This is a genomic window from Mobiluncus sp. (assembly GCF_034180645.1).
Classification (GTDB): Bacteria; Actinomycetota; Actinomycetes; order Actinomycetales; family Actinomycetaceae; genus Mobiluncus.
Genome location: NZ_JAXFNY010000002.1, coordinates 21801 through 46661, shown reverse-complemented (window position 1 = coordinate 46661; position 24861 = coordinate 21801). Strand labels below are relative to the sequence as shown.

General features: G+C 57.4%; 21 protein-coding genes. 2 read left to right on the top strand and 19 right to left on the bottom strand.

What is annotated here, in order from left to right; translation table 11 throughout:
• Nucleotides 1-81 precede the first annotated feature (81 nt).
• The 6 genes from SPI05_RS00315 to SPI05_RS00290 all read right to left on the bottom strand — a co-directional run bounded on the left by SPI05_RS00315 (nucleotide 82) and on the right by SPI05_RS00290 (nucleotide 8047).
• Entirely contained in the window at nucleotides 82-1701 is a 1620-nt protein-coding gene (locus tag SPI05_RS00315) for a succinic semialdehyde dehydrogenase (RefSeq protein ID WP_321075086.1), read from the bottom strand.
• Between the two features lie 113 nt (nucleotides 1702-1814).
• A complete protein-coding gene (tyrS, locus tag SPI05_RS00310) occupies nucleotides 1815-3077 on the bottom strand; it encodes a tyrosine--tRNA ligase (protein ID WP_321075085.1) in 1263 nt (420 codons plus the stop codon).
• 175 nt (nucleotides 3078-3252) lie between these two features.
• Entirely contained in the window at nucleotides 3253-4803 is a 1551-nt protein-coding gene (locus SPI05_RS00305; RefSeq protein ID WP_321075084.1) for an alanine/glycine:cation symporter family protein, read from the bottom strand.
• 8 nt (nucleotides 4804-4811) lie between these two features.
• Nucleotides 4812-5300: a carboxymuconolactone decarboxylase family protein gene (locus tag SPI05_RS00300; RefSeq protein WP_321075083.1), complete on the bottom strand. Its 489-nt coding sequence runs from the start codon at nucleotides 5298-5300 to the stop codon at nucleotides 4812-4814.
• A 41-nt stretch (nucleotides 5301-5341) separates the two neighbouring features.
• Nucleotides 5342-7378, bottom strand: a complete 2037-nt coding sequence (locus tag SPI05_RS00295) for an OPT family oligopeptide transporter (RefSeq protein ID WP_321075082.1) — start codon at nucleotides 7376-7378, stop codon at nucleotides 5342-5344.
• A gap of 252 nt (nucleotides 7379-7630) precedes the next feature.
• On the bottom strand, nucleotides 7631-8047 hold the full coding sequence (locus SPI05_RS00290) for a (deoxy)nucleoside triphosphate pyrophosphohydrolase (RefSeq protein WP_321075080.1): 417 nt from the start codon (nucleotides 8045-8047) through the stop codon (nucleotides 7631-7633).
• Nucleotides 8048-8127: 80 nt separating this feature from the next.
• On the opposite strand from SPI05_RS00290, the gene msrA reads away from it, so the two are divergent.
• The gene (msrA, locus tag SPI05_RS00285) at nucleotides 8128-8748 is read left to right on the top strand and encodes a peptide-methionine (S)-S-oxide reductase MsrA (protein ID WP_321075079.1); all 621 of its coding nucleotides are present in this window, start codon (nucleotides 8128-8130) and stop codon (nucleotides 8746-8748) included.
• 103 nt (nucleotides 8749-8851) lie between these two features.
• Here msrA and SPI05_RS00280 read toward each other — a convergent pair whose 3' ends face one another.
• The 12 genes from SPI05_RS00280 to pheS form a co-directional block, all read right to left on the bottom strand.
• Entirely contained in the window at nucleotides 8852-9004 is a 153-nt protein-coding gene (locus SPI05_RS00280; protein ID WP_321075077.1) for a hypothetical protein, read from the bottom strand.
• Between the two features lie 218 nt (nucleotides 9005-9222).
• Entirely contained in the window at nucleotides 9223-10626 is a 1404-nt protein-coding gene (gene argH / locus SPI05_RS00275) for an argininosuccinate lyase (protein WP_321075075.1), read from the bottom strand.
• Nucleotides 10627-10741: 115 nt separating this feature from the next.
• Nucleotides 10742-11974: an argininosuccinate synthase gene (locus SPI05_RS00270; protein WP_295027358.1), complete on the bottom strand. Its 1233-nt coding sequence runs from the start codon at nucleotides 11972-11974 to the stop codon at nucleotides 10742-10744.
• Between the two features lie 84 nt (nucleotides 11975-12058).
• Nucleotides 12059-12550: an arginine repressor gene (locus tag SPI05_RS00265; protein ID WP_282921804.1), complete on the bottom strand. Its 492-nt coding sequence runs from the start codon at nucleotides 12548-12550 to the stop codon at nucleotides 12059-12061.
• A complete protein-coding gene (locus SPI05_RS00260) occupies nucleotides 12543-13793 on the bottom strand; it encodes an acetylornithine transaminase (RefSeq protein ID WP_321075070.1) in 1251 nt (416 codons plus the stop codon). The genes SPI05_RS00265 and SPI05_RS00260 overlap by 8 nt, the downstream gene beginning before the upstream one ends.
• A gap of 44 nt (nucleotides 13794-13837) precedes the next feature.
• Nucleotides 13838-14761: an acetylglutamate kinase gene (gene argB, locus SPI05_RS00255; RefSeq protein ID WP_321075068.1), complete on the bottom strand. Its 924-nt coding sequence runs from the start codon at nucleotides 14759-14761 to the stop codon at nucleotides 13838-13840.
• A gap of 65 nt (nucleotides 14762-14826) precedes the next feature.
• Complete coding sequence (argJ, locus tag SPI05_RS00250; RefSeq protein WP_321075066.1) at nucleotides 14827-15990, bottom strand: bifunctional glutamate N-acetyltransferase/amino-acid acetyltransferase ArgJ; 1164 nt, start codon at nucleotides 15988-15990, stop codon at nucleotides 14827-14829.
• 143 nt (nucleotides 15991-16133) lie between these two features.
• Nucleotides 16134-16478: a TM2 domain-containing protein gene (locus SPI05_RS00245; RefSeq protein ID WP_321075064.1), complete on the bottom strand. Its 345-nt coding sequence runs from the start codon at nucleotides 16476-16478 to the stop codon at nucleotides 16134-16136.
• A 148-nt stretch (nucleotides 16479-16626) separates the two neighbouring features.
• Nucleotides 16627-17709 carry an N-acetyl-gamma-glutamyl-phosphate reductase gene (gene argC, locus SPI05_RS00240; protein WP_321075062.1) on the bottom strand — a complete coding sequence of 361 codons (1083 nt, stop codon included), beginning with the start codon at nucleotides 17707-17709 and terminating at the stop codon, nucleotides 16627-16629.
• A 95-nt stretch (nucleotides 17710-17804) separates the two neighbouring features.
• Nucleotides 17805-18506, bottom strand: coding sequence for a DUF1287 domain-containing protein (locus SPI05_RS00235; RefSeq protein ID WP_321075059.1), 702 nt, complete (start codon nucleotides 18504-18506; stop codon nucleotides 17805-17807).
• 59 nt (nucleotides 18507-18565) lie between these two features.
• The gene (gene pheT, locus SPI05_RS00230; protein WP_321075057.1) at nucleotides 18566-21184 is read right to left on the bottom strand and encodes a phenylalanine--tRNA ligase subunit beta; all 2619 of its coding nucleotides are present in this window, start codon (nucleotides 21182-21184) and stop codon (nucleotides 18566-18568) included.
• Between the two features lie 2 nt (nucleotides 21185-21186).
• Nucleotides 21187-22266, bottom strand: a complete 1080-nt coding sequence (pheS, locus tag SPI05_RS00225; RefSeq protein WP_321075055.1) for a phenylalanine--tRNA ligase subunit alpha — start codon at nucleotides 22264-22266, stop codon at nucleotides 21187-21189.
• A gap of 288 nt (nucleotides 22267-22554) precedes the next feature.
• Between pheS and SPI05_RS00220 the strand changes: the two genes are divergently transcribed.
• The gene (locus SPI05_RS00220; RefSeq protein WP_321075053.1) at nucleotides 22555-23895 is read left to right on the top strand and encodes an ATP-binding protein; all 1341 of its coding nucleotides are present in this window, start codon (nucleotides 22555-22557) and stop codon (nucleotides 23893-23895) included.
• A gap of 21 nt (nucleotides 23896-23916) precedes the next feature.
• On the opposite strand, the gene SPI05_RS00215 is transcribed toward SPI05_RS00220, so the two are convergent.
• Nucleotides 23917-24846, bottom strand: a complete 930-nt coding sequence (locus SPI05_RS00215; RefSeq protein WP_321075051.1) for a diacylglycerol/lipid kinase family protein — start codon at nucleotides 24844-24846, stop codon at nucleotides 23917-23919.
• Between the last annotated feature and the right edge of the window lie 15 nt (nucleotides 24847-24861).

Sequence of the window (24861 nt, the reverse complement as noted above, 5' to 3'; positions counted from 1 at the left end):
GCCCTGCAAAGGACGACGGGTTCGGTCACACCGAGAGTTACGACACGATTCCGAACCCATCGCGAAGAGGGAAATGCGTCCCTAGAGATGCAGTCGCCGCATAGCTTTCAGGGCGAATTTTAAGACCGTGACATATTGTTCCTGGCTCAATCCCATAACCGGAGCGATAGGTACCGCGCGGTTTTGCACGGCAATCGTACGCGATTCCATGTATTTATGGATGCCCTCGATACCGTGGCGACGCCCCAGACCAGAATCTTTCCAGCCACCCATAGGAGCATCGGTGGAACCCCAGGCGGCGGTGAACCCCTCGTTGACATTGACCGTGCCCGCCTCAATCCGACGCGCCACCGCCACAGCGTGAGCCGGCTTGCCCCAAACCGAGGCGTTCAAGCCGTAATTCGTGTCATTGGCCAGGGCTATGGCCTGTTCATCGGTATGGAAACGATACAGAGAAACCACGGGACCAAACGTCTCATGGTCGTACAGGGTCATTCCCTCCTCGACACCTTCCAGAAGGGTGGGCGCATAAGCGGTGTAGCTAATTTCGGGCAGTGCATGGCCGCCGGCCAGAGCTACCGCGCCCTTGCTCAGAGCGTCCTGAACTTGGGTATCAATCGTTTCGAGCTGGTGGTCGGAAACTAGAACCCCCATATCGGCCTCCCAATCAAAGGAAACCTCAACCTTCATATCGTTGATACGTTTGATGAGCTTAGCTTTGAACTCGTCATAAATCGAGTCTTGGACATAGAGACGTTCAATGGAAACACAAAGCTGACCAGTATTGGCGTAGGCAGACCGCACCAGGCCTCGCACCGCGTCGTCAACCCTTGCGTCCTCCAGCACTATCATCGGGTTCTTGCCGCCCAGTTCAGCCGAAACCCCAATCAGGTTTTCGCCCGATTGCTTGGCAATAATCCGTCCCGTAGCGGTGGAACCGGTAAACATCATGTAGTCGACTTGCTTAATGAGCGGGGTTCCTAGCTCGGAGCCACGTCCGGGCACCATAATGAACAAATCAGGATCCAACCCGGCCTCGACCATCAGGGCTTTGCCGACCACCACCGACAGCGGAGTGTTGGAATCCGGCTTGGTCACAATGGCATTACCAGCAGCCAAAGCCGCGATAGCGTCCGTAATCCCCATCGACAGCGGGTAGTTCCACGGCGCAATTACCCCCACAACTCCCTTGGGCTCATACATTACGAAAGTGCGCGTCACACCAGGAAACGCCCCGCGGCGGCGCTCATCGCGAACCGCGTGAGAGAGAGTGCGCGCATAGTAGCGGCAGTTCAGGGCAATATCCTGAATCTCGTCATAGGCGTGGTAGCGGGACTTGCCGGTTTCCCACTGAATCACGTCGAGAATCTCGTCCATGTGCTGCCACAGCAGGTCATGAAGTTTGTACAGAAACCGTGCCCGAGTGGTGGCAGGAGCCTTGCCCCAGCGCCGCCCCGCGTTGCGGGCGCGCACGATGGCCTGGTCCAAGTCTGCCAGAGTGGCCTGGGGGACTCCGAAAGCATCTATGCCGGTAAACGGAGACCTGACCGCCCGCAACGGACGACCTTCCGGCAACCCCACCACCCGTTCTAGATTTGGCACCAAGCTACGGAAAGAAGCCTCACAGCGCTGATGCATCTGACGAGCTTGGGCTTCGGCTTGGGCAGAAGGATAAATCGTCGTAGTTTCCGTATCGGACATCGCAGTCTCCTTAGACAGTTCAGTATCACACCATTGGGATATACATCCATCTTAGGACAGAATACCCATCTACGAAAGGTGAACGCGGTTTAGGAAAAAAACCGTCATTGCCTTCATTCCGTAACGGCTACGCCGAGCTGCCGTTTGCCTTTCCGGAACAAGACAACCCCGCCCGGCAGCACATCTGCGGCGGTAACGACCCGACTTTCGTCCTCAACCTTTTCGTTATTCAGGTATGCACCCCCGGAGGCGACAGTACGTTTTGCCGCCCCAATGCCCTTTTCCAACCCCGAGTCCACCAACAGATGCAAAATATTGGTTTCTCCCAGCACGGCCTGAGTCCGCGGCAGGTCCGCAGTAGCCGCTACCAGGGTTTTCCCGTCTACCTCGCGCAGGTCGCCGCGACCGAACAGCGCTGTCGAAGCGGCTTTCACCCGCTCGGTTTGATCCGCCCCGTGCACCAGGGTGGTCACGGCTTCAGCCAAAGTTCGTTGGGCAGCGCGCTTCCCCGGGTTTTGCTTCGTTTCGGTTTCCAATGCTTCGATTTCCTCGCGGCTCAGGAAAGTAAAGACTTTCAGCAAGTTGACTACGTCGGCGTCCTCAGTGTTCAACCAGAACTGGTAGAACGCGTAGGGACTGAACATTTCCGGATCGAGCCAAATCGCCCCGCCTTCGGATTTGCCGAACTTGGTGCCGTCTGATTTCGTAATCAGAGGCGTCGTCATCACGTGGACATCTTTGCCTTCAACCTTACGAATCAGGTCCATGCCCCCGACCAGATTGCCCCACTGGTCGTTGCCCCCGGTTTCCAAGGTGACGCCGTATTTGCGGTACAGCTGCAGGTAATCATTGGCTTGCAGGATTTGGTAAGAAAATTCTGTAAAAGAAATGCCTTCTTCGCTCTTGAGTCGCCGCGCCACGGCGTCCTTGGACAGCATGGTACCCATCCGGAAGTTCTTGCCCAGGTCGCGCAGCAAATCAATCGCGGACAAGGGCGCGGTCCACTCCAGGTTGTTGACCATTCGCGCCGGATTATCGCCCTCGAAATCGAGGAAACGCTCGATTTGGTGCTGCAGACGGTCCGCCCAGCCCGCCACCGTTTCCTTGTCCTGCAACTGGCGTTCCGAAGTCATGCGCGGGTCGCCAATCAAACCGGTCGCTCCCCCGACCAGCGCGATGGGATGGTGTCCTGCCAGCTGCAAATGGCGCATCATGATGAGCTGTACTAGGTGCCCGTGATGCAGGGAGGCCGCGGTCGGGTCAAAGCCGCAATAGAACGTGAGCGGACCTTCGTTCAAAGCCCGGCGCAACGCGTCCAAATCGGTGTGTTGCTTAATCAGGCCCCGCCAAGTCAGTTCGTCAATCAGATCGCTCACGTTTACTTCCTTCAATAGTTCGTTGTCATCGCGTTTTCACGCCCCTCTATGCTACCGGGTTTGCCGCGCGCATACGAAAAGGCCGAATGCTTCCGTGGCGGTAGCGACTCCGTGCGAGAGGGGATGCAGTTGGCCCCAGGAACACCGCGGTTCCTGGGGCCAACTTGTTTTCAGATTAATCTCCGTGTTCCCACGAAGTCGGGTCACTAGAAATGTTGCGTCCCTGCGCGATAGCTTCTTTCGTCCAAATATCGGTGGGAAGCTCACCGGGAAGGAACGCATTGTCAGTGGAACAGAACTGAATTTCGTCCTCGCTCTTAGTTTCCAGTTGGTGCTGGTAATCCTTGAGGGCGCCCAGAGCCCACTTGAACAGCAGGGTACAAGCCACCAAGTTCATGATGGCCATCAACGCCGCGGTCCAGTCGCCCAAGTTCCACACCATTTCCAAGGAAAGCACTGAGCCCAGGAACACCGCGATGATGGAAATCGCCTTGACAATCCACGCGTTGTTTTCGATGCCCAGCAGGTATTTGATGTTGCCTTCGGAATAGCTAAAGTTACCCAGCAAAGTCGAGTAAACGAACATAAAGATGACGATGAGGATAATCGGCTTAGTCCAGGGACCCAACGCGGCCAGGGAATCAACCGTGAGGGCCGCGCCGTCAGAAGGCTGTTCAGCCGCGTTCGGATCGTAGACCCCTCCGAGCAGCACGATGAAAGCGGTAGCGCTGCAGACCAAAATGGTGTCCACGAATACACCTAGGGACTGAATCATTCCCTGCTTAACCGGGTGGGACACAGTGGCGGTCGCAGCCGCGTTCGGGGCGGAACCCATACCGGCTTCATTTGAGAACAAGCCGCGCTTCGTGCCGTTCATCAGAGCCGCAAAGAGCCCGCCTAAAGTACCACCTGCTACCGAGTTCGCACCGAAAGCGCCTTGGAAAATCATGGCGAAAACTGTACCGAGTTGTCCGATATTCTCGATAATGACAATCAGTGCCAAAGTCATGTAAATGACTGCCATCAGCGGAGCCAGATATTCAGCGATACGCGCTACCGAACGAATCCCGGCAATAAAGAAAGGCGCGGTGATGGCTACCAGCAACAGTCCGGTGGCGTAGGTAGGCATCCCGAAGTTTGCCTTTGCTAAGCTAGCCAGGGTATTGGCCTGAATCAGCTGGAAGGTGAAAGCGTAGGTGAAAATGAGCAAAACCGCAAAGACGGAGCCCCAGGCACGCGAGCCGAGACCGCGTTCGATATAGAAAGCCGGGCCGCCGCGGAAGGTTCCGTCGGGATTGCGGACCTTGAACATCTGGGCCAAGGTCGCCTCGATGAAAGCGCTCGCCATACCGACCAGAGCCACAATCCACATCCAAAAGATGGAGCCGGCACCGCCCAGGGTAATCGCGATAGCTACCCCGGCGATGTTGCCGGTGCCGACACGGTCAGCCAAGCCCACCGCGAAAGCCTGGAAAGAGCTGATGCCTCCATGGGAGCCTTTCCGGGAACCCATCACGGTCTTCCACATTTTAGAAAACATGGTGAACTGGACGGCACCGGTGCGAATTGTCGCGTAGATTCCGAAACCGAGCAGTACCACAATCAGCACATAGCCAATGCTCATGCCATAGACGGTACCGAGGGCATTGGCCACAAGTTGATTAAATTTTTCGAAAGGTGAAAGTTCCTCGGGCTTCACCGGGACTATTGCTGGAAACGGCAGCATTTTTTCTCCTAACTGGATACTGGCGGATACTTGCGAATCGGGTGATGCGAAGCAATTGAAATCCGGTTGTTGGCATTAATCATGATGGCGCACCATTCGAGAGCAGCCACCTGAGCTTCGGTAAAGAATGTCTGCGCGTGCTCCCCCACGCTGGAGTTGCGCACTCCTTCAGGGAGCCTGGTTAAGTGCTCAGTCAACTCCAGTGCGGCCTTTTCCTGAGGTGTGAACAATTCCGTGTCTTCCCTCCAACTGGGCAACACATCAATCTGCAGTTGAGATACACCGGCTTGTAGCGCACGCGGCACATGTACAGAAAGGCAAGTCCCACATCTATTCATCTGACTGGCACGTAGGCAAACGAGTTCAATCAGGCTAGCCGGTAGACCGACCTGCTCGTAAACGGGCTTAAGCCTGCGAGTCACTTCCTCCATGGCAGCAGCGACTTCGGGAAAGGCTTTATCCAAGTACGGTACTCTCCTAGCGGCTGTTTCTGTCATTGCGTCTGTTCCTTTCCGTAAACCCACCCAGACCGGGTCTTTTAGGCTTCACTTCGGGAAGAATCGTTGATTTCTGAAGCTGGTGTTGACTCGGACTCGCCGGATTTCTTCATCACCCAGCGGTAGCTGACAGCCAACAGACCCACAAAAACAATCACTCCCACGACTTTGGCAGCGGGGGCAAAAGAATCCGGGACGATTCCTAGGGCATCAGCGTTACTGGTAGCTCCGATGATGCCGGCGTTGAGAATCCCAAACAGTGAATCACCCACAATCATGCCGGTAGCCAGCAGCACCCCGAGACGCTTGGACTGTTCCGCCTTTTCTTGGCGCAACGCCCAACGGTTGTAAATCCAGCCCACCAGGGCGCCCAGCGAGATGACCAGGGTGGTCGTGATGTTGAGGTACATGCCCATGCCGACAGCGAGCGGAGCCAGGTTGAAACGGCTGACGCGCCCCATGATTTCATCAACTATGACGATAACGACACCAATCAAAGCCCCCAGACCGAACAACTGCCAGTTCATGTCCCCGCCAAAAATTCCCTTGGCGATGGTGGACAGCAGGGTCGCTTGCGGGGCTTGCAGAGCGGTTGTCTCATCCACGCCCTCCATCCCGGAGAAGCCAAAGCTGGTCATCAACAGCTGTAGGACCGGAGGAATCACCAGGGAGCCAAATATAACCCCGATGATGAGCGCTACCTGCTGTTTCCACGGGGTTGCTCCGACCAACTGGCCGGTTTTCAGGTCTTGCAGGTTGTCATTCGAGATGGTGGCGATGCCAAAGACGATAGCGGTCGTAAACAGCGCGTAGGCGGTCAGTTCGGTGGGGTGAGTCTGGCTGGTGTTGCCGGTCACCAACAGAATCAGCAGCGAAGCCGCAATAATCACGATGATGCCCACGCCGGAGATAGGAGAGTTCGAGGCCCCAATCAGACCCGCCATATAGCCACAGATACTGGCAATCAGTAAGCCCAGAACCAGCACAAACAGAATGCTGAGGATGATGAGCGCCACCAGATGGTGCGAGATGGGCGAATCTCGGAGGAAGTTCCACAGCAGCAAACCAATGGGAATCATGGACAGCAAAGTAATGGCAGCCACGTACTTGAAAGGAATGTCCTGTTCCGTCAAGGGAACTTGGTTTCCGGTTTCACGCAGTTTAGAGGATTTCAAGGAATCAGCGATACCGCGCAATATGGGGCCAATAATCTTTAGCAGGGTCCATACTGCAGCCACAGCCATAGCTCCAGCACCAATCATCCGTACATCGTGGGCGAAAACCGTGCTGACCATATCACCGAGATCCTGACCGGCGACCTGGCCCTGGGTCAGAATCGGCAGCAGAATGCCATAGGAAAGTAGCAAACCGACCAGCATCGCGATGCCAACCGCGGGACCGACCAGGTGTCCTACCCCCATCAAGGCCAGAGACAACGAACCGCCAATCATGGTGCCTCCGGCGCCAATCCTAAAGTTCACGCTCAAGGACCCCGCGGCGGCTTTTAACGCCGTGAGCAGCGCCATTCCTGCGGACGCCAAACCGCCCCAGATAATCACCAGCAAGCCGCGATGATTTTCCTCGGCGGAACCGTTTTCATCCCCCACTTTCAACACTTCTGCGGCCGCTACCCCCTCCGGATAGGGCAAATCCGAGCCGGTCACCAAAGCGCGACGCAGCGGAATCGAATACATCACACCGAGAATGCCGCCGACCATGCACACGGCTGTGGTCTCCCAGTAGGGGAAGCCGGACCAGTATCCCACCATGACCAGGCCGGGAACCACAAAAATGATGGCCGAAAGCGTCCCGGCCGCTGAAGCGATGGTCTGGACGATATTGTTTTCCACGACCGTGTGATTATGGAAGTAACGCAGGATAGCCATGGAAATCACGGCAGCCGGAATGGAAGTGGCAAAAGTTAGGCCGACTTTCAACCCGAGGTAAGCGTTAGCGGCGGTGAAAATCAGGGTGATTAATCCGCCGACAACAATGGCTCGGAAAGTTAACTCGCGGTAAGGATGAGCGGACTTGGCTCCGGCATTATTTGTCGCAGCGGCCGCAGGCTGGTTGGACAAGGATTTCTCGCCTTCTCTATACAAATAGTTTCAATTGTTGCCGCCCCGGTAAGGCAAACAGCTTTTTACACGGGTTCTAAACTATCACTATCCTGACCTGACACACCAATACCCCAGCTTGACCGGGCAAAAGAAAACCCATATTTTCGCGCCACACCGCCGCAGCTCCCTTGTGAGCCCGAACCTCAAAACCGGGTGAGCCCACGCCACGTCCGAAGATACCCGAGAGGCACGAGAGCAATGACGCGCCGTTCAGTCCTGGGTGATGCCGTAATGCCGCGCAATCGCTGTCAGAATCGGATAATCAGCGGGGAGCCAAGGCAAACTCTCGGAATGTTTGAGGTCGACCCATCGCAGGGCCAGATGCGCCGCTCCGACCTGTGCCGAGCTGTGCGGAGCGAGGGCGCACAGGTACACGAACATCTGAAATCCTCCGTGAGCGGGCCAGGTTTCCTCCAATCGCTGCCCAACTATAATTTCCGCTGATAGTTCCTCGCGCAGCTCTCGACGCAGAGCCTGTTCAGGAGTTTCTCCGGGTTCAGTTTTGCCGCCGGGAAACTCATAGAAACCCCGCCACTGTTCGGGATAAGAGCGCTGCGCCCCCAGCACCTGCGTTGGTTGGCTGAGGTCATCCACAATCGCCGCTGCGACCACTATCGGCTGAAACACGCTTTCGAGTCTAATAACTCTGTAGCCGAGAGAGAAACCCCGCCCAGGACAATCCCGGTGCACGGTGTCACACTAGGATTATGGATTTTGGCTTTCAAAACGATTCCGGGACCGCCCTGACCGATATTCACCCCGTACTCAAAACCTCTCTCACCGGGCCGTGGCCCCTCCCCCACGAGGTTCTTTACGTAGCGATGGGATGTTTTTGGGGAGTGGAACGCATTTTTTGGAGCCAGCCCGGGGTCATCAACACGGCGGTAGGCTATCTGGGAGGTCACTGGCCGCACCCCACTTATGAAGATGTCTGTACAGGTCAAACTGGGCACGCCGAAACTACCCGCATAGTCTACGACCCCACCCGCACGAGCGCGGGAGACCTGCTGAAAGTGTTTTGGGAAAACCACGACCCCACTCAGGGCGAGCGGCAAGGTAACGATCGAGGCAGTCAGTACCGCTCGATGATTGTTTACACTACTGCGCAACAGCGCCAGCTAGCCGAGCAATCCCGGCAATCCTTCGGGAAAACCCTTGCCCAAGCCGGTCGAGGGCCGATTACAACCGAGATTCTCAGCCAGGCCGCAGCCGGCGAGTTTTGGCTCGCGGAGCCATATCATCAGGCGTACCTGTTTCACCACCCCCACGGCTATTGCAATCACGGATTCAAAGGCTTTGTTTGCGAGACTCCGCGGCTGACGAACTAGACGGCACTCGCGTTCCAGTCCCGGCACGCCGGATTTTAGGCAACAAAAAAGCGGACATCTTCGTCCGCTTGCGTCGTTGCTGTTTTTTTGGTTTCCGTCCCCCTTAACGGTCAGCCAAAATTTCATGCGCCATATTCACTCGATAGGCTTTCGCCATCACAGTGTCTGCGCACATCTGGGGCGCCTCGCCGGAAATAACCTTCCCGCTGGTGAAAGTTTTTGGGGCGGTCTTTAGCCAGTTCAATATGCTACTCATAACCGTTGCACCTCCTTTACTATCGTTCTGTCCTCGTCTCGGTGAGCCTGAGCCCACCTCTCGAATCCGGTCATCACAGATGTCCGCTCGATGTCTTTATTATACCTCGATTTATATTTTATGTACACTAAAGATTAGTTTGTCTACACAACATGAACGGTAAGCGGGGTGCCGCTGGCCTCTCCCCGGGCGGCACTGCACCACCCCTTCGCGCCGCGTTAGCGCTGGAACGCTTGTAACTTCTGGCGGGCCGCGGCAATCTGTTCAGCTACACGCTCCGGAGCGGTGCCACCCACCCCCCGGCGAGCCCGAACCGAACCGGCAGCGGTCAGGACGTCTCGAACCTCAGGGGTCAGCAACGGGTCGACCCCCGCGAAATCAGCATCGCTGAGGTCCTCCAACCCAACGCCTCGTCCTTCTGCCAACGCGACACAGGCTCCCGACACCTCGTGCGCTTGACGGAACGGCATACCGCGTTTCACCAGCCATTCAGCCACATCGGTAGCCAAGGAGAAACCGGCAATAGACAGCGTTTCCAGGCGCTCATAGTGCAGGGTCATGGTGTCCACCATTCCGGTCACCGCCGGCAACAGGACTTCCAGGGTGTCGATAGCGTCAAACACCGGCTCTTTGTCCTCCTGCAGGTCCCGGTCGTAAGCCAGCGGCAAACCTTTCATCGTGGCCAGCAATCCCGTCAAGTCGCCTAGCAGACGTCCCGCTTTGCCACGAGCCAGTTCAGCCACATCCGGGTTCTTCTTTTGCGGCATGATGCTGGACCCGGTCGAATAGGAATCATCCAAAGTGACGTAGCCGAACTCGGCGGTGTCCCAGATAATAACTTCCTCCGCTAATCGCGACATATCCACCGCCACCTGGGTGAGGACATAGAGAAACTCCACCACCCCGTCTCGTGAAGCCGTAGCGTCAATAGAGTTCGGACACACCTGGGAAAAACCCAGCTCACGGGCGACCAGTTCCGGGTCGAGCCCCAACGTATTGCCTGCCAAGGCTCCGCCCCCATACGGGGAGGCGTCATTGCGCTTTTCCCAGTCCCGCAAACGCTCCAAGTTACGCAGCTGGGGCCAAAAGTGAGCCATCAGCTGGTGCGCCACCAAAACGGGCTGGGCATGCTGCATATGCGTGCGACCGGGCATGATACGGGTTCCGGCACGGTCGGCCTGGGACAAAATTGCCTGGCAAAGTGCCGTTATCAGCCCTTGCAGGTGGGCGGCGGCGTCGCGCAGGTACATCCGCACCAGGGTGGCAATCTGGTCGTTGCGGGAGCGTCCCGCCCGCAGTTTTCCGCCCAGTTCCGACCCGGCGTAGTTCTCTTGCAGCAATCCTCGTTCCAGGGCGGTATGAACGTCCTCGTCATCGGGGGAAAAAGTGAAAGTTCCCTCAGCCACGTCCGCCCGCAGACGGCGCAGGGCAGCGCTCAAGTCGGCGTATTCCGACTCAGTCAGCAGCCCCGCCGCCCGCAGCGCCTGCGCATGAGCCAAAGAGCCCTGTAAGTCGTAATCTGCTAAACGCCAATCAAACTGGGTGGACACCGACAGCGCCGCCAACGCTTGGTCAGGTCCGCCCTGAAATCTGCCGCCCCACAGGGCCAACTTTTCACTCATGTGTACTCCTTTTCTCTCAACGCCACAGTACCACCGGCAGCCAAACCGATTGGCTCGGCTGCCGGGGAACTGTGGCGAGGCTGCGGCCCGGAAAACTGGGACGCTGTGCTGACATTTAGAGGTGCGAGGCCTGCAGCGTGATGCCCTTGCCGTACCTTACGTCACGCGCCGCGGCCAGCTTGGACTGCAATCCGTACAGTTCAATGAAACCACGCGCCGCGTCCTGGTTAAAAGAATCCCCGGAATCGTAGGTCGCCAGTTTGAAATCGTAGAGGGAAGCCTCGGAACGGCGTCCGTTGACCACCGCCCGCCCGGCGTGCATGACCATCCGAATATCGCCGGACACGTATTCTTGCGTGTGCGCCACAAACGCGTCCAAGGATTTCTTGAGAGGCGAATTCCATTGGGCTTCGTAAACCAAATCTGACCATGCCGGCTCCACCATCTGACGCTTGTAACGCAGCTGCATCCGCTCCAGGGTCACGGCTTCCAGGGCTTGATGGGCAGTAATCAGGGCCATCGCGCCGGGAGCTTCATAGATTTCGTGCGATTTAATCCCAATCAGACGATCCTCCACCACATCAATACGCCCAATCCCCTGGGCACCGGCACGCCGGTTCATCTCTTGAATGACCTGCAGCGGAGTCATTTTTACCCCATCAATAGCCACGGGAATGCCCTTTTCAAAAGTAATGATTACTTCATCAGGGATTCCCGCGAATGCCGGATCATCGGTGTAGTTGTACACATCTTTGGTGGGGGCGTTCCACAGGTCCTCTAAGAAGCCGGTTTCAATGGCCCTGCCCCACAAGTTTTGATCAATCGAGAAGGGGTTGTGTTTCGTCGCTTCGATGGGCAGGTGATGTTCCTCCGCGTAGGCAATCGACACATCGCGTTGCAGGGACAAATCACGAATCGGCGACACGCATTTCAAGTCCGGCGCCAGCGAGGTAAATGACACCTCGAAACGAACCTGATCATTGCCCTTTCCGGTGCAGCCGTGAGCCATGGTAGTGGCACCGAACTGTTTGGCAGCCATCACCAGGTGTTTGGCGATGAGCGGGCGGGACAGCGCCGAGACCAGGGGATATTGGCCTTGGTACAGGCCGTTGGTTTGCAGAGAGGGCATACAGTATTCGGTGGCGAACTCGTCTTTGGCGTCAGCGATGTAGGCTTCCACTGCCCCGCAGTCCAGCGCGCGCTGGCGAATCACATCCATATCCTCGCCGCCTTGGCCCACATCCACCGACACCGCAATCGTGTCCACACCGAGCTTGTCTTTCATCCAGCCGATAGCCACCGAAGTGTCCAAACCGCCGGAATAAGCCAGCACTACCCGTTCAGTCATTGTTTTCTCTCTTTCTCATTTTCAAAAAATAGGTCTAAAAATTGTGTTCTTGAGGTTTTAAATCTGGGGAAATAATATGTAGGTCTAGCGCTTGGCCAGGCCTCGCAGCTTATCGCGCAGTTCTTTGGCGGATTCCACGCTGTCGCAGATGACCAAAATAGTATTGTCGCCTGCCAGGCAGCCCAACACGTGTTCCAGGTTTTCCTTGTCAATGACCGACGCCAGGGTGCCGGCTGTGGCTGGCGGAGTGCGCAACACCACCTGATTCATGGCCTGAGTCGCCTGAATCAAAAGCGGGGCGCACCAGCGTTCCAACGTTCCCGGCAGCTGCAACGGCATATCTGCGGCAGTGCGCACGCCGCCCAAAACGTAGCGTAGCTCCCCTTTCTCATCGCGCACTTTGGTAGCCGCTAACTCTTCGAGGTCGCGCGAAAGCGTCGCTTGTGTGACCGAGAATCCGGCGTTTTCCAGCAGAATTTGCAAAGCCCCTTGAGAGCGCACCACGTTATCCGCCAACAGCCGGGAAATAGCACTGTGGCGAGCAATTTTGGATTGCACTACCAGGTTTTCAGACACGAGGGACTCCGAGTCGTATTTCTTCGTCTGCCTGGCGCTGCACCCGGTCCAAGATTTCCGGTAGCGCTTGGGTAAACATGCGGGTCTGAGACGGGTTGATGATAAGCGGCGGAGCCAGACGAATGGTGAACGTGTCCGGGGCGTTGACGATGAATCCGGCTTTGAACAGTTCATCTGCCAGCGGTTTGGCCAGAGGATTGCGCAACCCGATTCCCAGCAGCAAGCCCCGTCCCCGAACTTCACTGATGAGGGGGTGTTCCAGCTCGAGAATCTCGCGTTTACAGATTTCCCCTACGTTTTGTACGTTAGACAGCAAGCCTTCCTCTTCAACCGTGTTAATCATCGCCAGCACGGAGGCTCCCGCCAGCGGATTTCCCGCAAAAGTTGAACCGTGCATCCCCGGCTTTAACACGCTTGCCGCCTCAGCGTTAAGAGCCACGCAAGCCCCGACCGGGAACCCGGCGCCCAGCCCTTTTGCCAACGTCACCACGTCCGGAACGATTCCCGCCGTATGGTGAGCCATCCAGGTTCCTGTCCGCCCCATGCCGGTTTGCACTTCATCCAAAACCAGCAGGGCGCCGGCACGAGCCGTCACTTCGCGCGCGACCTTGAGGAAGTCATCAGAAATCGGACGCACCCCGGCTTCGCCTTGAATCGGCTCGATGAACAGAGCCGCGATGGACTCTCCCCGCTCCCCGTCAAAGGCACGCTCCAAGGCAGCGATGTTGTAAGGCAGGAAATCAACTTCGGCGGGCATCGGCAGGAAAGGATCGCGGAAAACCGATTTGTAGGTCAGTGACAGTGCCCCCATGGTACGGCCGTGGAAAGAGTTTTCCAGCGCGAGGAATCTGCTGCGAGCAGCTCCTCCGCGCGCCCGCGCCAACTTGAACGCCGCCTCCAGCGCTTCGGTACCGGAGTTGGTAAAGAACACGCGAGACCCCTGCGGAGCTCCCCCGGGCTCAATGATGGACAAAATCCGCTCAGCGGCCTCAATCTGAGGCTGGGTCGCAAAATAGTTGCTGACGTGGCCTAACGTTTCGACCTGTTCATGTAAAGCGGTGACGATATTCGGGTGTCCGTGCCCCAGGGCGTTGACCGCGATACCACCCAACAAGTCGAGGTATTGATGGCCGTCCTCGTCCCAGACAAAGCAGCCCGCCCCGCGAGTCAGCACGGTCTTCGGCGTCCCAAAAGTATTCATTATCGAGTTTTCGTAGCGCGTAATCCACTCTTTGACGTCCATTTTCGCTTCTTTCACTAGGCTGGTTCAGAGGTATAGGACAAGGCTCAGCGGAACTGTATCGTGGGCAGGGGCTCGCCGTCATGAGGGCGCGTCGGACGGAGATTATCGGGGATGACTTCGGTACCGGTTCCTTGGTCAGTCACGATTTCGAGGAGCATGGAGTGAGCCAGTCGGCCGTCGATGATAGTCGCTCGGGACACGCCGCCCTGCACGGCATCAAGACAGGCCTGCATTTTCGGCACCATTCCCGATTTCAAAGTCGGCAACATGCGCGCCAATTCGCTGACGGTCAAGTATCTGATGAGGGAAGCCGGGTCGTCAATATTCCGGTAAAGTCCCTCGACATCGGTGAGGATAATGAGCTTGCGTGCCTTTAAACCGATAGCCAAGGCCGCCGCGACCGCATCAGCGTTAACGTTCAGCACGACGTTAGGGTCGTCAACGGAAGGCGCGATAGAGGAAATGACCGGAATGTTGCCCCGTTCCAGCATATCCACGACAGCGCGGGGGTGAACATTGACGATGTCCCCGACCAGTCCCAGGTCGCTGTCCGGGGGGCATTGGCGTTTACGCGCCCCAAACAGGCCAGCGTCCTCACCGGTGAGACCAATTGCCAGAGATTCTTCCACGTTCAGCAAGCCCACGAGATCACGCTGAACCTTGCCGGTGAGGACCATGCGCACGACCTCCATGACTTCCGGGGTCGTCACCCGGTAGCCGTTGATGAAAGGCGCCTCTAAGCCCAGACGATCCAGCATTTCCGTAATCTGCGGCCCCCCGCCGTGTACCACGACCGTCCGCAAACCGACCTGGTGCAGGAACTGAATGTCAGCGGCGAATGCGCGACGCAAATCCTCGTTGACCATCGCGTTGCCGCCGTATTTGATGACGACAGTAGCGCCGCGGTAGCTGCGCAGCCACGGCATGGCCTCCAGCAGCACTTCGGTCTTTTGTATCGGCGTAATCATCGCGTTCCTTCCAATGTTCAGTCCTGGACCGTGTTTCCGGCCGGGTAATACCCCTCTAGGGTTGGTTACGTGGTGTAATCCCCGTTGATATGCACATATTCGTGGGTCAAGTCACTGGTCCACAGGTGGGCCTCTTCCTGACCGGCGTGCAGCTCGACCAGGATGTGGCACTCTCGCGGGCTCATGTCAGCCAGGTAGGGGTCCTCACCGATTCCCCCGTTTTTACAAACTTTCACACCGTTGATGGAAACATCCACACGAGCCGGGTCGAAAGGCAAGACATCTTCGGGAACTGTGCCCAGCTGGGACAGAATGCGCCCCCAGTTCGGGTCATTGCCGTACACGGCGGTTTTCACCAGGTTGGACCGCGAAATCGTTCGGGCGGCTTCCAAAGCGCCCGCTTCGCTGGCCGCCCCGGTCACCCTAATTTCGATATCGTGATGAGCTCCCTCGGCGTCTCCCAGTAACTGTAGGGCTAGGCTTTTACAGACTTGCAGAAGGCCGGCGGCGAACTCGTCCGGGTCAGGCTTGATCCCGGAAGCGCCGGATGCCAGCAGCAGCACGGTGTCATTGGTGGACATACAGCCGTCCGAGTCGAGGCGGTTGAACGTTTTTTCAACTGTGTCGGACAGTATCGTCTGTAGGGTGGCACCGTCCCAAACCGCGTCGGTGGTGATGACCGCAATCATGGTCGCCAGGGCGGGAGCCAGCATTCCGGCGCCTTTCGCCATACCGCCGATTTTCCACCCGGAAGGGCTTTCGTGGGTGGCTGTTTTCGACTTCGTGTCGGTGGTGAGGATAGCTTCGGCCGCCTCGTCGCCTCCGTCCTCACGCAGTTGGGTAGCGACTTTGTCGATGCCAGCGGTCATTTTCGGCATATCTAAAGCGCGTCCGATGATTCCGGTGGAGCACACCAAACATTCATTTTCAGACACACCGAGAACCCGACCCAGATGCGCTGCCATCGCTGCAGCGTCCCGATTCCCCTGTTCACCGGTGCAGGCGTTGGCGACTGCCGAGTTGATGACTACGGCTTGAGCCTGGCCGCCCGCAACGACTTTCCGGTCCCAGCCCACCGGGGCGGCAAACACACGATTGGAAGTAAACACTCCCGCCACGGTAGAATCTGGGCCCAGATTCCGCACGATGGCCATATCCGGGTGCAGTTTGCCGCGCAGGCCCACATGGGCACCGGCGGCTTTGAAACCACGGGGATAAGTAACGCTCACTGCCTACCTCCTGTTTTTCACACTTACAGGTAATAAATATACGCCAATATGAATAGTTTTACAAAACCGTACTGAAATCCGTAAAAACAGGTTGGCTCGAATCCATGAGAATCCGAGCCAACCTGTTCGCAGTTTACGCAGGATTAGAGAACCCAGGCACCATTTTGATCGAACTGGAAGTTGTCACCCTGATATGAACCCAGTTTGACCAAACTAATGATGAAGTCAACCAGAGTCCAAATTCCAACACAACCGAGGGTGAGAATCATCAGGATACCAAGACCGACTTGACCACGCAGGAAACGGTGTACACCCAGGTTTCCGAAAAAGAAACACATCAACACGTAGAGAATCTTGCTGACTTCGCGATATTGTCCCGGAGCACCGGCATTGACGCCGTAGGGCATCTGCTGGTACTGCTGGGGTTGGGACTGCGGTTGTTGAGGCTGTTGAGGTTGAGGCTGCACGCCGTATTGAGGATTGGACATAAGTAACACGCCTTTGCTCTAAATTTAGTCCGGTAGCGACACAGGCTGAACGGACGCTCGATGAAATCATAGCAGGCGCAGCGCAATCGATTGGGTATTTTGCGTGGTTCGGAACTCCCAGCGGAAAATCCGCGACGCCTAATCTGGTCTAGGGCGCCATCGAAACGGTAGGAACCCCGGTCAGCTCCGGGAAGCCCAAGGCCAAGTTCATGCCCTGAATGGCTCCTGCCGCGGTGCCCTTGCCCAAATTATCGATAGCGCATTGCGCCACAACTTTACCAGCACGTTCATCCACCGCCACTTGGATGGCCGCTTTGGCGCAGCCGCTCACCATCGACACGGTGGGCCAACTGCCCTCGGGAAGGAATTCCAATAGGGGTTCGTTGTCGCAAACTTCGTGATAGACGCGGCGTAGTTCGCTCGGGTCTCCAGTCCCAACCAAGGGCGCGGTAACGGTAGCGAGAATGCCGCGATTCATGGGAACCAATACGGGAGTGAAGCTGAGCTTGACTTCGCTGGCGCCGGCGACTCGGAAGTTCTGTGCGATTTCGGGGATATGCCGGTGTACGCCAGCCATAGCATAGCCTTGGGCGTTGCCGAATGCCGCCACGGCCATCAAGTGAGATTTCATGGCTTTGCCAGCCCCGGAATAGCCCACCGCGAGGTTCGCCACGATGTCAGACGTATCCACCAGTCCTGCCCACACCGCCGGCAGCAGCGCCAGAGTCACAGCGGTCACGTTGCACCCCGGTACCGCAATCTCCGAAGCCTGACGCAATGCGGCACGCTGTATCTGTGCCACACTTTCGTTGGCGTGCAACAGCTCCGGCAGCGAATACACCCAAGGTTCTTCGGGGTCCGAATGGTAGTAGTCCCGCCACGCGGCCGGGTCAGTCAAACGATGATCCGCCCCACAGTCAATGAGCAGGGACTTCACCCCGGCATCGCGCAAAGCGCGCGTCACCTGGCCCGAAGCGCCGTGCGGCAGCCCCAAGAAAATGACATCGTGTCCCGCCAGATTCTCTACATCTGTGGGCTGCAGCACTCGCTGGGCCAGAGGGAACAGATGTGGGTGATGCTTTCCTAACGGCTCGCCGGCCGAGGACGCCGCCGTCAGGGCCCCAATCTCCACCTGGGGATGATTCAACAGCAATCGCAGCAGCTCACCGCCGGCAGAACCGGAGGCTCCCGCCACCGCGACTTTGACCTTTTTACCTGAAATCTCTGCCATACCACCAACTATACATGTTTATTCATAGAGTTGCATATTTATGCCAAGAGGTTCGGGGGCTAGGAGTGAGATGACCGAAAAACCGCCCCCACGGGCTAGTGCCCAGCGAGTTTTGCACCCAAAGATTCCAGCCGATAGTGCCGCCAAACTTTCCCGCGATTACCGAGGATATCTGCTTCGTAGCGAGACAATATTCCGTTGCCTTCGTGGTGCAACACATAAGGTAAACCCTGGGCGTTGCGCCTATCTGAGATAACCGCCACGTGTTCTTTCCACACCACGATGTCTCCGGGCTGCCAAGACGCCACGTCCGTAGTGTCGGTGGTGAGGCTCTGGGCGTGACGGTCGAAATAGACGATGAGATTGCGCACTCGACGGTAATCAATGTCTGGATTGGCGGTCTCGCCCTCAGGAGCCGTGGCGGCATAAGCCTGCGGGTCAGCCCGCCGATCCGCGTCAACTAGGTCGCGCAAGTCCATTCCTGCCGCTTTGGCGGCGTACCACACCACATCGGTGCACACCCCGGTGCCATCGTTTGGTATCCCGCCGGGATAAACTTTGGAACCGTCATATTTCGGCGCGGTAGCAAGGTAAGCCACGGCACCGTCCAGCATCTGCCCCCCTACCGGCCCCGGATGATTCAGATTCTGGCCTCTCCAAGCGTCATTCAGGCGCCACGAACCTTTCGCGTTCCCATTCCACAACAGGAACGCGGCACCGCCCACCAGCGCTAGGGCCAAAACCAGAATCCCTCCGATGAAGAAACGCTTGCGACCTCGTGGACTCCGATTAACCACGCTCACTCCTTAAGTTGCGCCGCCAACTACGTCAGCAGCGTTTGATTGACCCGGGGCGTCTAGCGCAGGGTTGCCTGGCAGGTTTTCTCGACTTTCTTGATGATGCGGTTGCGAGTTTCCTTGATCTCCTGAGGGCTCAGCGTATGGTCATCGGCACGCAACCGCAACGCAAACGCCAAGGATTTCCGGCCCTCCCCCAGCTGTTCCACGTTCTCGAACACATCGAACAAGCGCAGTTCCTCAACCAGCCCTTCCCCGGCCTTGGCAATCGCGTTATAGACCTTCAGCGCGGGAACGTCTTGCTTCACGACAAATGCCAAGTCTTCTTTGGCGGCCGGGAAAGTCGAGACGGGACGCAGCTGGAATGCATCCTTGGGGCGGGCCCTTTCAATCGCGTCCAAATCCAGTTCAAATGCACAAGTCCGGGGCGGCAGGCCGAAGTTTTGGCACACCTTGGGGTGCAGTTCGCCGGCGTATCCCAGCACCTTCCCGCCGGTGAGCGCACCTACACGAATTTGCGCGATCCGTCCGGGGTGGAAAGGCGCGGCGACCGTGGCTTGTCCCCCGGCACCCAAGGCTTCGGGACGCACCGCCAAACCTTGCGAAACCGCTACGCGAATCGCCAACTCTATGGCATCCGCCCAGTCCCAAGCACGCGCCGCATCGTGAGGGCTGGCTTCTATAGCGTTTCCTGCCAGCACCGCCGCCACGTGCCAGGGTTGCTTCGGAACTCCCGCTCGCAGCGCCTGCATAACCTCGTCGCTGGGCTTTTCCTCCACTCCGGGAATCGGCGTCGGAACGACTCCCTGCGCACTAACAACCTGGTCCAACTCAAAAATCGCCACCCGCGGATTGCCGCGAGACACATTGCGCGAAGCCGTGTTCAGCAAGGTATCCAGCAGAGAACTGCGCAGTGCGGGGGCATCATCAGCCAGCGGGTTGGCCAGCTTGACGGTGTCGCGGCGCGGGTCGTCTGCCGGCAACCCCATCAAATCGTGTTCATTGCCCAAGAAGGGGTAAGTCATAACTTCGGTCAAACCCGCTTCAGCCAACGTGTCGCTGACCTCCCGACGGGTTCGCAGCGGTGCCGGGTTGCCAATCTTGGCGGGTCCGACCGGCACCACGGAAGGAATCTTGTCGTAGCCGTCCAGTCGGGCAATTTCTTCAACGAGGTGGGCGGGGCCGCCAGCTAGGTCGGGACGCCACGAGGGGGGCACGACCGCGAACGCATCATCACCGGACTTGGTGACGTCACAGCCGATAGCACGCAAGAGTTCCTCCACCCGCTCGGGCGCGTAGTCCACCCCGATGAGTTGAGTTGCGGCCGCAAAAGGCAAGGTCACGGTTGCTTGGGGCGTGACGTTGTTGACGTCGGTGACCCCCGCGTCAATGGTGCCACCGCCGTATTCCACCAGTAGCTCGGCCGCGTACTGGGCCGCCACCGGCGGAAGTTCGGGGTCGGAACCGCGCTCGAAACGCTTTGAAGCCTCCGAGGGTAGCTTGTGACGGCGCGCCGAACGAGCCACGGACACCGCGTCGAAATGCGCCGCTTCCAGCAGGACGTTCGTGGAGGCTTCGGTCATCTCCGTTTCCGCGCCACCCATAACTCCAGCGATGCCAAGTACACGCGCGCCGTGACCGCCCTGGCAATCAGTAATCAACAGATCCTCCGCGTCCAAGGTGCGTTCTACGTCGTCCAAGGTAGTGTGCTGTTCGCCCTGACGGGCTCGGCGCACCACGATGGGGCCGGTCACTTTGTCCAGGTCATAAGCGTGCATGGGCTGGCCCAGGTCCAACATGACGTAGTTCGTCACGTCGACCGGCAAGGATATGGAACGCATTCCCGCCGATTCCAGCCGCGCCACCATCCACTGCGGCGTAGGCGCGCTCGGATTCAGTCCGCGTACTATCCGCGCCACAAACCGGTCGCACCCCACATGGCCGCGAATCGGGGCCGCGTCCTCGATTTCGATAGGGAAGCCGGAATCATTGGCTGCGGGCAAGCCGTTTTTCAGGTTTTCAGCCAAGCCCCAGTCGGTAAACTTTGCGCCCGTGGAGTGGCTGTATTCACGGCCCACTCCGCGCATCGAGAAACAGTAGCCGCGGTCGGGGGTGATGTTGATTTCCAGCAGTTCCTGGTTCAATCCCAAGATGGGCAGCATATCGGTTCCGGGGGCGGGAATTTCCACGCCGCGCTCGCCCAGGTATTCCTCCAAAACGATGATGCCATCGAATTCCTCGCCTAATCCCAGCTCACGAGCTGAACAAATCATGCCGTCCGAAATATGTCCGTAAGTTTTCCGGGTGGCGATGGCGAAATCGCCGGGCAGTACGGCTCCCGGCAGGGAAACCACCACGTGGTCGCCCTCTTTGAAGTTGTGTGCCCCGCAAATGATGGAGCGGCTGGGAATGTCGGAGGGTTCCTTGCCGGTGCCGGGAGCATCGTTGAATTCCTCACCCACGTCTACCCGGCAGTAGTTGACGGTTTTACCGTTGGAGGCCGTTTCGGGAACCATCGAAGCCACCCGGCCGCACACCAGTGGACCCGTCACCCCCGAAGTGTGGATTGTCTCCTCTTCCAGACCGACCTTTACCAGGTCTTTTGCGAGTTGGGACGCGCTGGTGTCCGCGGGAACTTCCGTCCACCGCCGCAACCATTCAATCGAAACAAAAGCCATTTTTAGCGCCCCTTTCCATTCACGCCGAACTGATCTGAGAACCTCACGTCGCCTTCTACGATGTCGTGCATATCCTCTATGCCGTGGCGCAGCATCAGCGTGCGCTCAATGCCCATTCCGAAGGCAAACCCTTGATAAACCTCTGTGTCGACCCCGCAGGCACGCAGCACATTCGGATTGACCATGCCGCAACCACCCCACTCAATCCAGCCGGGGCCACCTTTCTTTTGTGGGAACCACAGGTCCACCTCCGCGGAAGGCTCAGTGAAGGGAAAGAACGATGGTCTGAAGCGGGTTTTTGCCTCCGGGCCGAACATGGCGCGGGCAAAGTGATCCAAGGTCCCTTTCAAATCCGCCATCGTTAGACCCTTATCCACCGCCAAGCCCTCCACCTGGTTAAACACCGGAGAGTGGGTGGGGTCCAGTTCATCAGCACGAAACACTTTGCCGGGGATAGCCACGTAAATCGGCAACTCGCGGGTCGTCAACAGACGCGCCTGCACCGGAGAGGTGTGCGTGCGCAGCACCAGGTTGGCCGGGTTTTCCGCGCTGCCACCCACGGAAGTGGAATCGACATAGAGAGTGTCTTGCATCTGACGTGCCGGGTGATCGGCGTCGAAGTTCAACGCATCAAAGTTGAACCACTCGTGTTCCACCTGAGGGCCGGCCGCAATGTCCCACCCGAGAGACACGAAAAAGTCCGCGACTTCCTCTTCCAGCACCATCAGCGGGTGGCGCGATCCCAGCGGGTGACGCGAGGACAACACGCTCACGTCCACGGTTTCCGCCTCCAAAGCTGCCTCTTGCGCGGCCTCCTGCAGTTCAATCTGTTTGGCGTCCAGAGCCGCCCGGACCCGCCCTTGGGCAGCCCCCAAGTTCTGACCCGCGGTGGCTTTATCCTGAGGATCGAGTTTCCCGATAAGTTTCTTTGCTAGGGTCAAAGGCGCTTTGTCTCCGTTGTAACGGGAACGCACCGCTTTCAGCGATTCCACATCGGCTGCCGCCGCGATGTCCTGTAAAGCCGCGGAAACTTCCCGCTCCAAACCCTCTGTATCCAGCGGACTCAACACGTTTTCGCTCATTTTTCCTCGATTTCCTTGACTCCGAGCCAACTCAAAACCTTTTCAACTTTAGTCGAAATGCCAGCCCTCCCGGTAATCAAGGCTCTTCAATACCGCCGCTTGTTACTCAGCAATCTTCGGAGCCGCCAAAATGAACTCTGCTGGAGAGGAAAACAAGCTCCAAGCACACCAAAAGGCGACCTGATGCAACAAATGAGTTGCTGTTGATACCCATATATTGTGGCAAATCCTCGCGTTTCGGGTGGCAAATCCTCGCGCAACACCGATTTTTCCCTTATAATATAAGGCATGTTGCGCGTTACAGAGGAACTGCCTCGACACGGGGGTTCGGTTGCCAGAGACATTCTGAAATATGCTCCGCTTCTAGTCGTGCAGGGAGCTCGTCAAGTTGGTAAATCCACCTTGATGCGCCAAGCCTTGCCTCCTGATGACACCGTATTTGTAACTCTGGATAACCCAGAAACTCTGCTGTTTGCTAAAAACGACCCGCGTGGTTTCGTGGAACAGGCTCCACAAAAAATTCTGGCTATAGATGAGGCACAGCGCGCCCCGGAACTGGCACTTGCCCTTAAGGCCTCCATTGATGAGGACCGGCGCCCAGGGCGCTTTGCTATCACCGGCTCGACAGATTTGTTAAAGACTCCAGAGATTTCAGATTCTTTAGCCGGTCGAGCTGAGTCGCTAACCGTTTACCCTCTTAGCCAGGGTGAAATCGAAAAACGCCTTGAACCCGAGGATTGGGTGGAATGGATTATCCGCGATTGTGCGGGAGGATTCACCCCAGCGGCCGAGACACGGGACAACTCAGAGACAATAACCACCCCGCAGACAGCTGAAGAAATACGTCAGATTGTGCTGGCTGGCGGTTATCCCGAACCATTGAAACGGCCTGATCCGCAAGCGAATCGCTGGTTTCGCAGTTATATTGAACGACTCGCCACTCATGATGCCAAAGAACTTGCCGGTGCCAGCACCTATCCCCTGCATTTGGAAAACCTGTTGCGGGTTTTGGCATCTCGCGGCGCTTCCGAACTGGTTAAGGCCAAAATTGCCAGGTCTTTGGGGATTTCTGAGACAGCTCTCGGTGATTATCTGCAACTGGCTGAAAGCATGTATCTGATAAATATCCTGCCGTCATGGGGTATGGGATTTTCGGGTCGGGCGGTGCGTCGGCCCAAGATTTCAGTGGCAGATTGCGGCATGGCGAGTTTCTTCTCCGGTCTGACACCGCAAAAGGCGCGACAGAGTGGAGGATTCGAACTCTTCGGCAGCACCTTGGAGGCTTTTGTACTGGCGGAACTACAAAAACAGAACACCTGGCGAGAGGAGCCCTATCGTCTGTTCCATCTGCGGGAGCGGAACACCGAAGTGAATATAGTTATCGAACTGGCAGACGGCAGAGTCATATTAGTCGAGGTAAAGAGCGCTGTTAACGTAGACGATCGAGCCACGAGACACCTTGAAACCCTGATGGGACGGCTGGGGACACGTGCCGTGGCAGGAACTGTACTGTACTTGGGAAAGGAACACCTATCCATGAATCTCGCCGCCGGGCGGATAGTGATTACGCCAATCCCAACACTTTGGCGCCACGCTAAGTTATCAGCTCCGGCTCGAAAATCTATCTAACACGGCCTCACACCAGCAAAATTACCTGATTCTCGACCGTATCAGCTCTCGAAAACCAGGCTCCCCGGCGACAACCGTGATGGCTTGCGGAACGACTTGGAAAACCCAGTGCCGCGCCGCCGCTTCGGGGTCGCCGTCCATCTCCCACACCGCCGGCTTGTGCAGCAAGACTTCAAAGCGCTTGCCGCTGAAATATTCCAGCGTGCTGCGCCGCCCCAGCCTCAAAACTACGTTCTTAACCACGCGCCACCAGCCGCCGACCCCCTGCGGAGCCCCAATCAGCAAATCTAGGGAACCGTCAAAGGGAGTGGCGTCGGGAAACAGCTGGATTCCACCGGTCAGCTCAGAGGTGTTGCCGACCATGAAAATAATCACGTTGCGCTTCAGAACCTGCTTGCCGTCAATGCGGAACCGACACCGATACACCGAGTTGTTGACCTGCTTGAAAAAGGACATGACGTATGCCACGGGACCGACCACCTTTTTCAGCCCCTCATCCACGTGATGCATGACTTCGGCATCTATCCCAATCCCTGCCATACCCGTGAAATACCAAGGTTTGCGGGAAGTCTCGTTATGCACCTTCACGATGTCCATCGAGACTTTTTGCCCCGTGAACGCCAGTTCCATGGCGGCTTTCATATCCAAAGGCACGTTGAGGTTTCGCGCCAACAGATTCGTGGTCCCCGCCGGCAATACCGCCACCGGAATCTCGCTGTGACGCATCTCGGTGCTGACCACACGCACGGTGCCGTCCCCACCCGCGGCAATGACCAGGTCGGGTTGCATCTCTCGAGCCTGCGCAGCCATCGCGAAACCGGGGTCATCAACGCTGGTAGTGAGGTATTCCACAGCGAAATCGTGCTTTTGAGCCGCCGCATTCAAACCGGCTGTAAACTCGTCCTCGTCCCCGACTTTCGCGGGGTTATAAATGACTATCGCCCGATGCAACTTCGGCTCCTCATC

Excerpts from the sequence above, each read along its gene's own strand:
- pheT (WP_321075057.1), bottom strand. The coding sequence starts at position 21,184 with ATGGCTTTTGTTTCGATTGAATGGTTGCGGCGGTGGACGGAAGTTCCC.
- SPI05_RS00315 (WP_321075086.1), bottom strand. The coding sequence starts at position 1,701 with ATGTCCGATACGGAAACTACGACGATTTATCCTTCTGCCCAAGCCGAA.
- SPI05_RS00220 (WP_321075053.1), top strand. The coding sequence starts at position 22,555 with ATGTTGCGCGTTACAGAGGAACTGCCTCGACACGGGGGTTCGGTTGCC.
- SPI05_RS00260 (WP_321075070.1), bottom strand. The coding sequence starts at position 13,793 with ATGGACGTCAAAGAGTGGATTACGCGCTACGAAAACTCGATAATGAAT.
- SPI05_RS00280 (WP_321075077.1), bottom strand. The coding sequence starts at position 9,004 with ATGAGTAGCATATTGAACTGGCTAAAGACCGCCCCAAAAACTTTCACC.
- SPI05_RS00270 (WP_295027358.1), bottom strand. The coding sequence starts at position 11,974 with ATGACTGAACGGGTAGTGCTGGCTTATTCCGGCGGTTTGGACACTTCG.
- SPI05_RS00300 (WP_321075083.1), bottom strand. The coding sequence starts at position 5,300 with ATGACAGAAACAGCCGCTAGGAGAGTACCGTACTTGGATAAAGCCTTT.
- SPI05_RS00245 (WP_321075064.1), bottom strand. The coding sequence starts at position 16,478 with ATGTCCAATCCTCAATACGGCGTGCAGCCTCAACCTCAACAGCCTCAA.
- msrA (WP_321075079.1), top strand. The coding sequence starts at position 8,128 with ATGGATTTTGGCTTTCAAAACGATTCCGGGACCGCCCTGACCGATATT.
- argH (WP_321075075.1), bottom strand. The coding sequence starts at position 10,626 with ATGAGTGAAAAGTTGGCCCTGTGGGGCGGCAGATTTCAGGGCGGACCT.
- argC (WP_321075062.1), bottom strand. The coding sequence starts at position 17,709 with ATGGCAGAGATTTCAGGTAAAAAGGTCAAAGTCGCGGTGGCGGGAGCC.
- SPI05_RS00305 (WP_321075084.1), bottom strand. The coding sequence starts at position 4,803 with ATGCTGCCGTTTCCAGCAATAGTCCCGGTGAAGCCCGAGGAACTTTCA.
- pheS (WP_321075055.1), bottom strand. The coding sequence starts at position 22,266 with ATGAGCGAAAACGTGTTGAGTCCGCTGGATACAGAGGGTTTGGAGCGG.
- argB (WP_321075068.1), bottom strand. The coding sequence starts at position 14,761 with ATGATTACGCCGATACAAAAGACCGAAGTGCTGCTGGAGGCCATGCCG.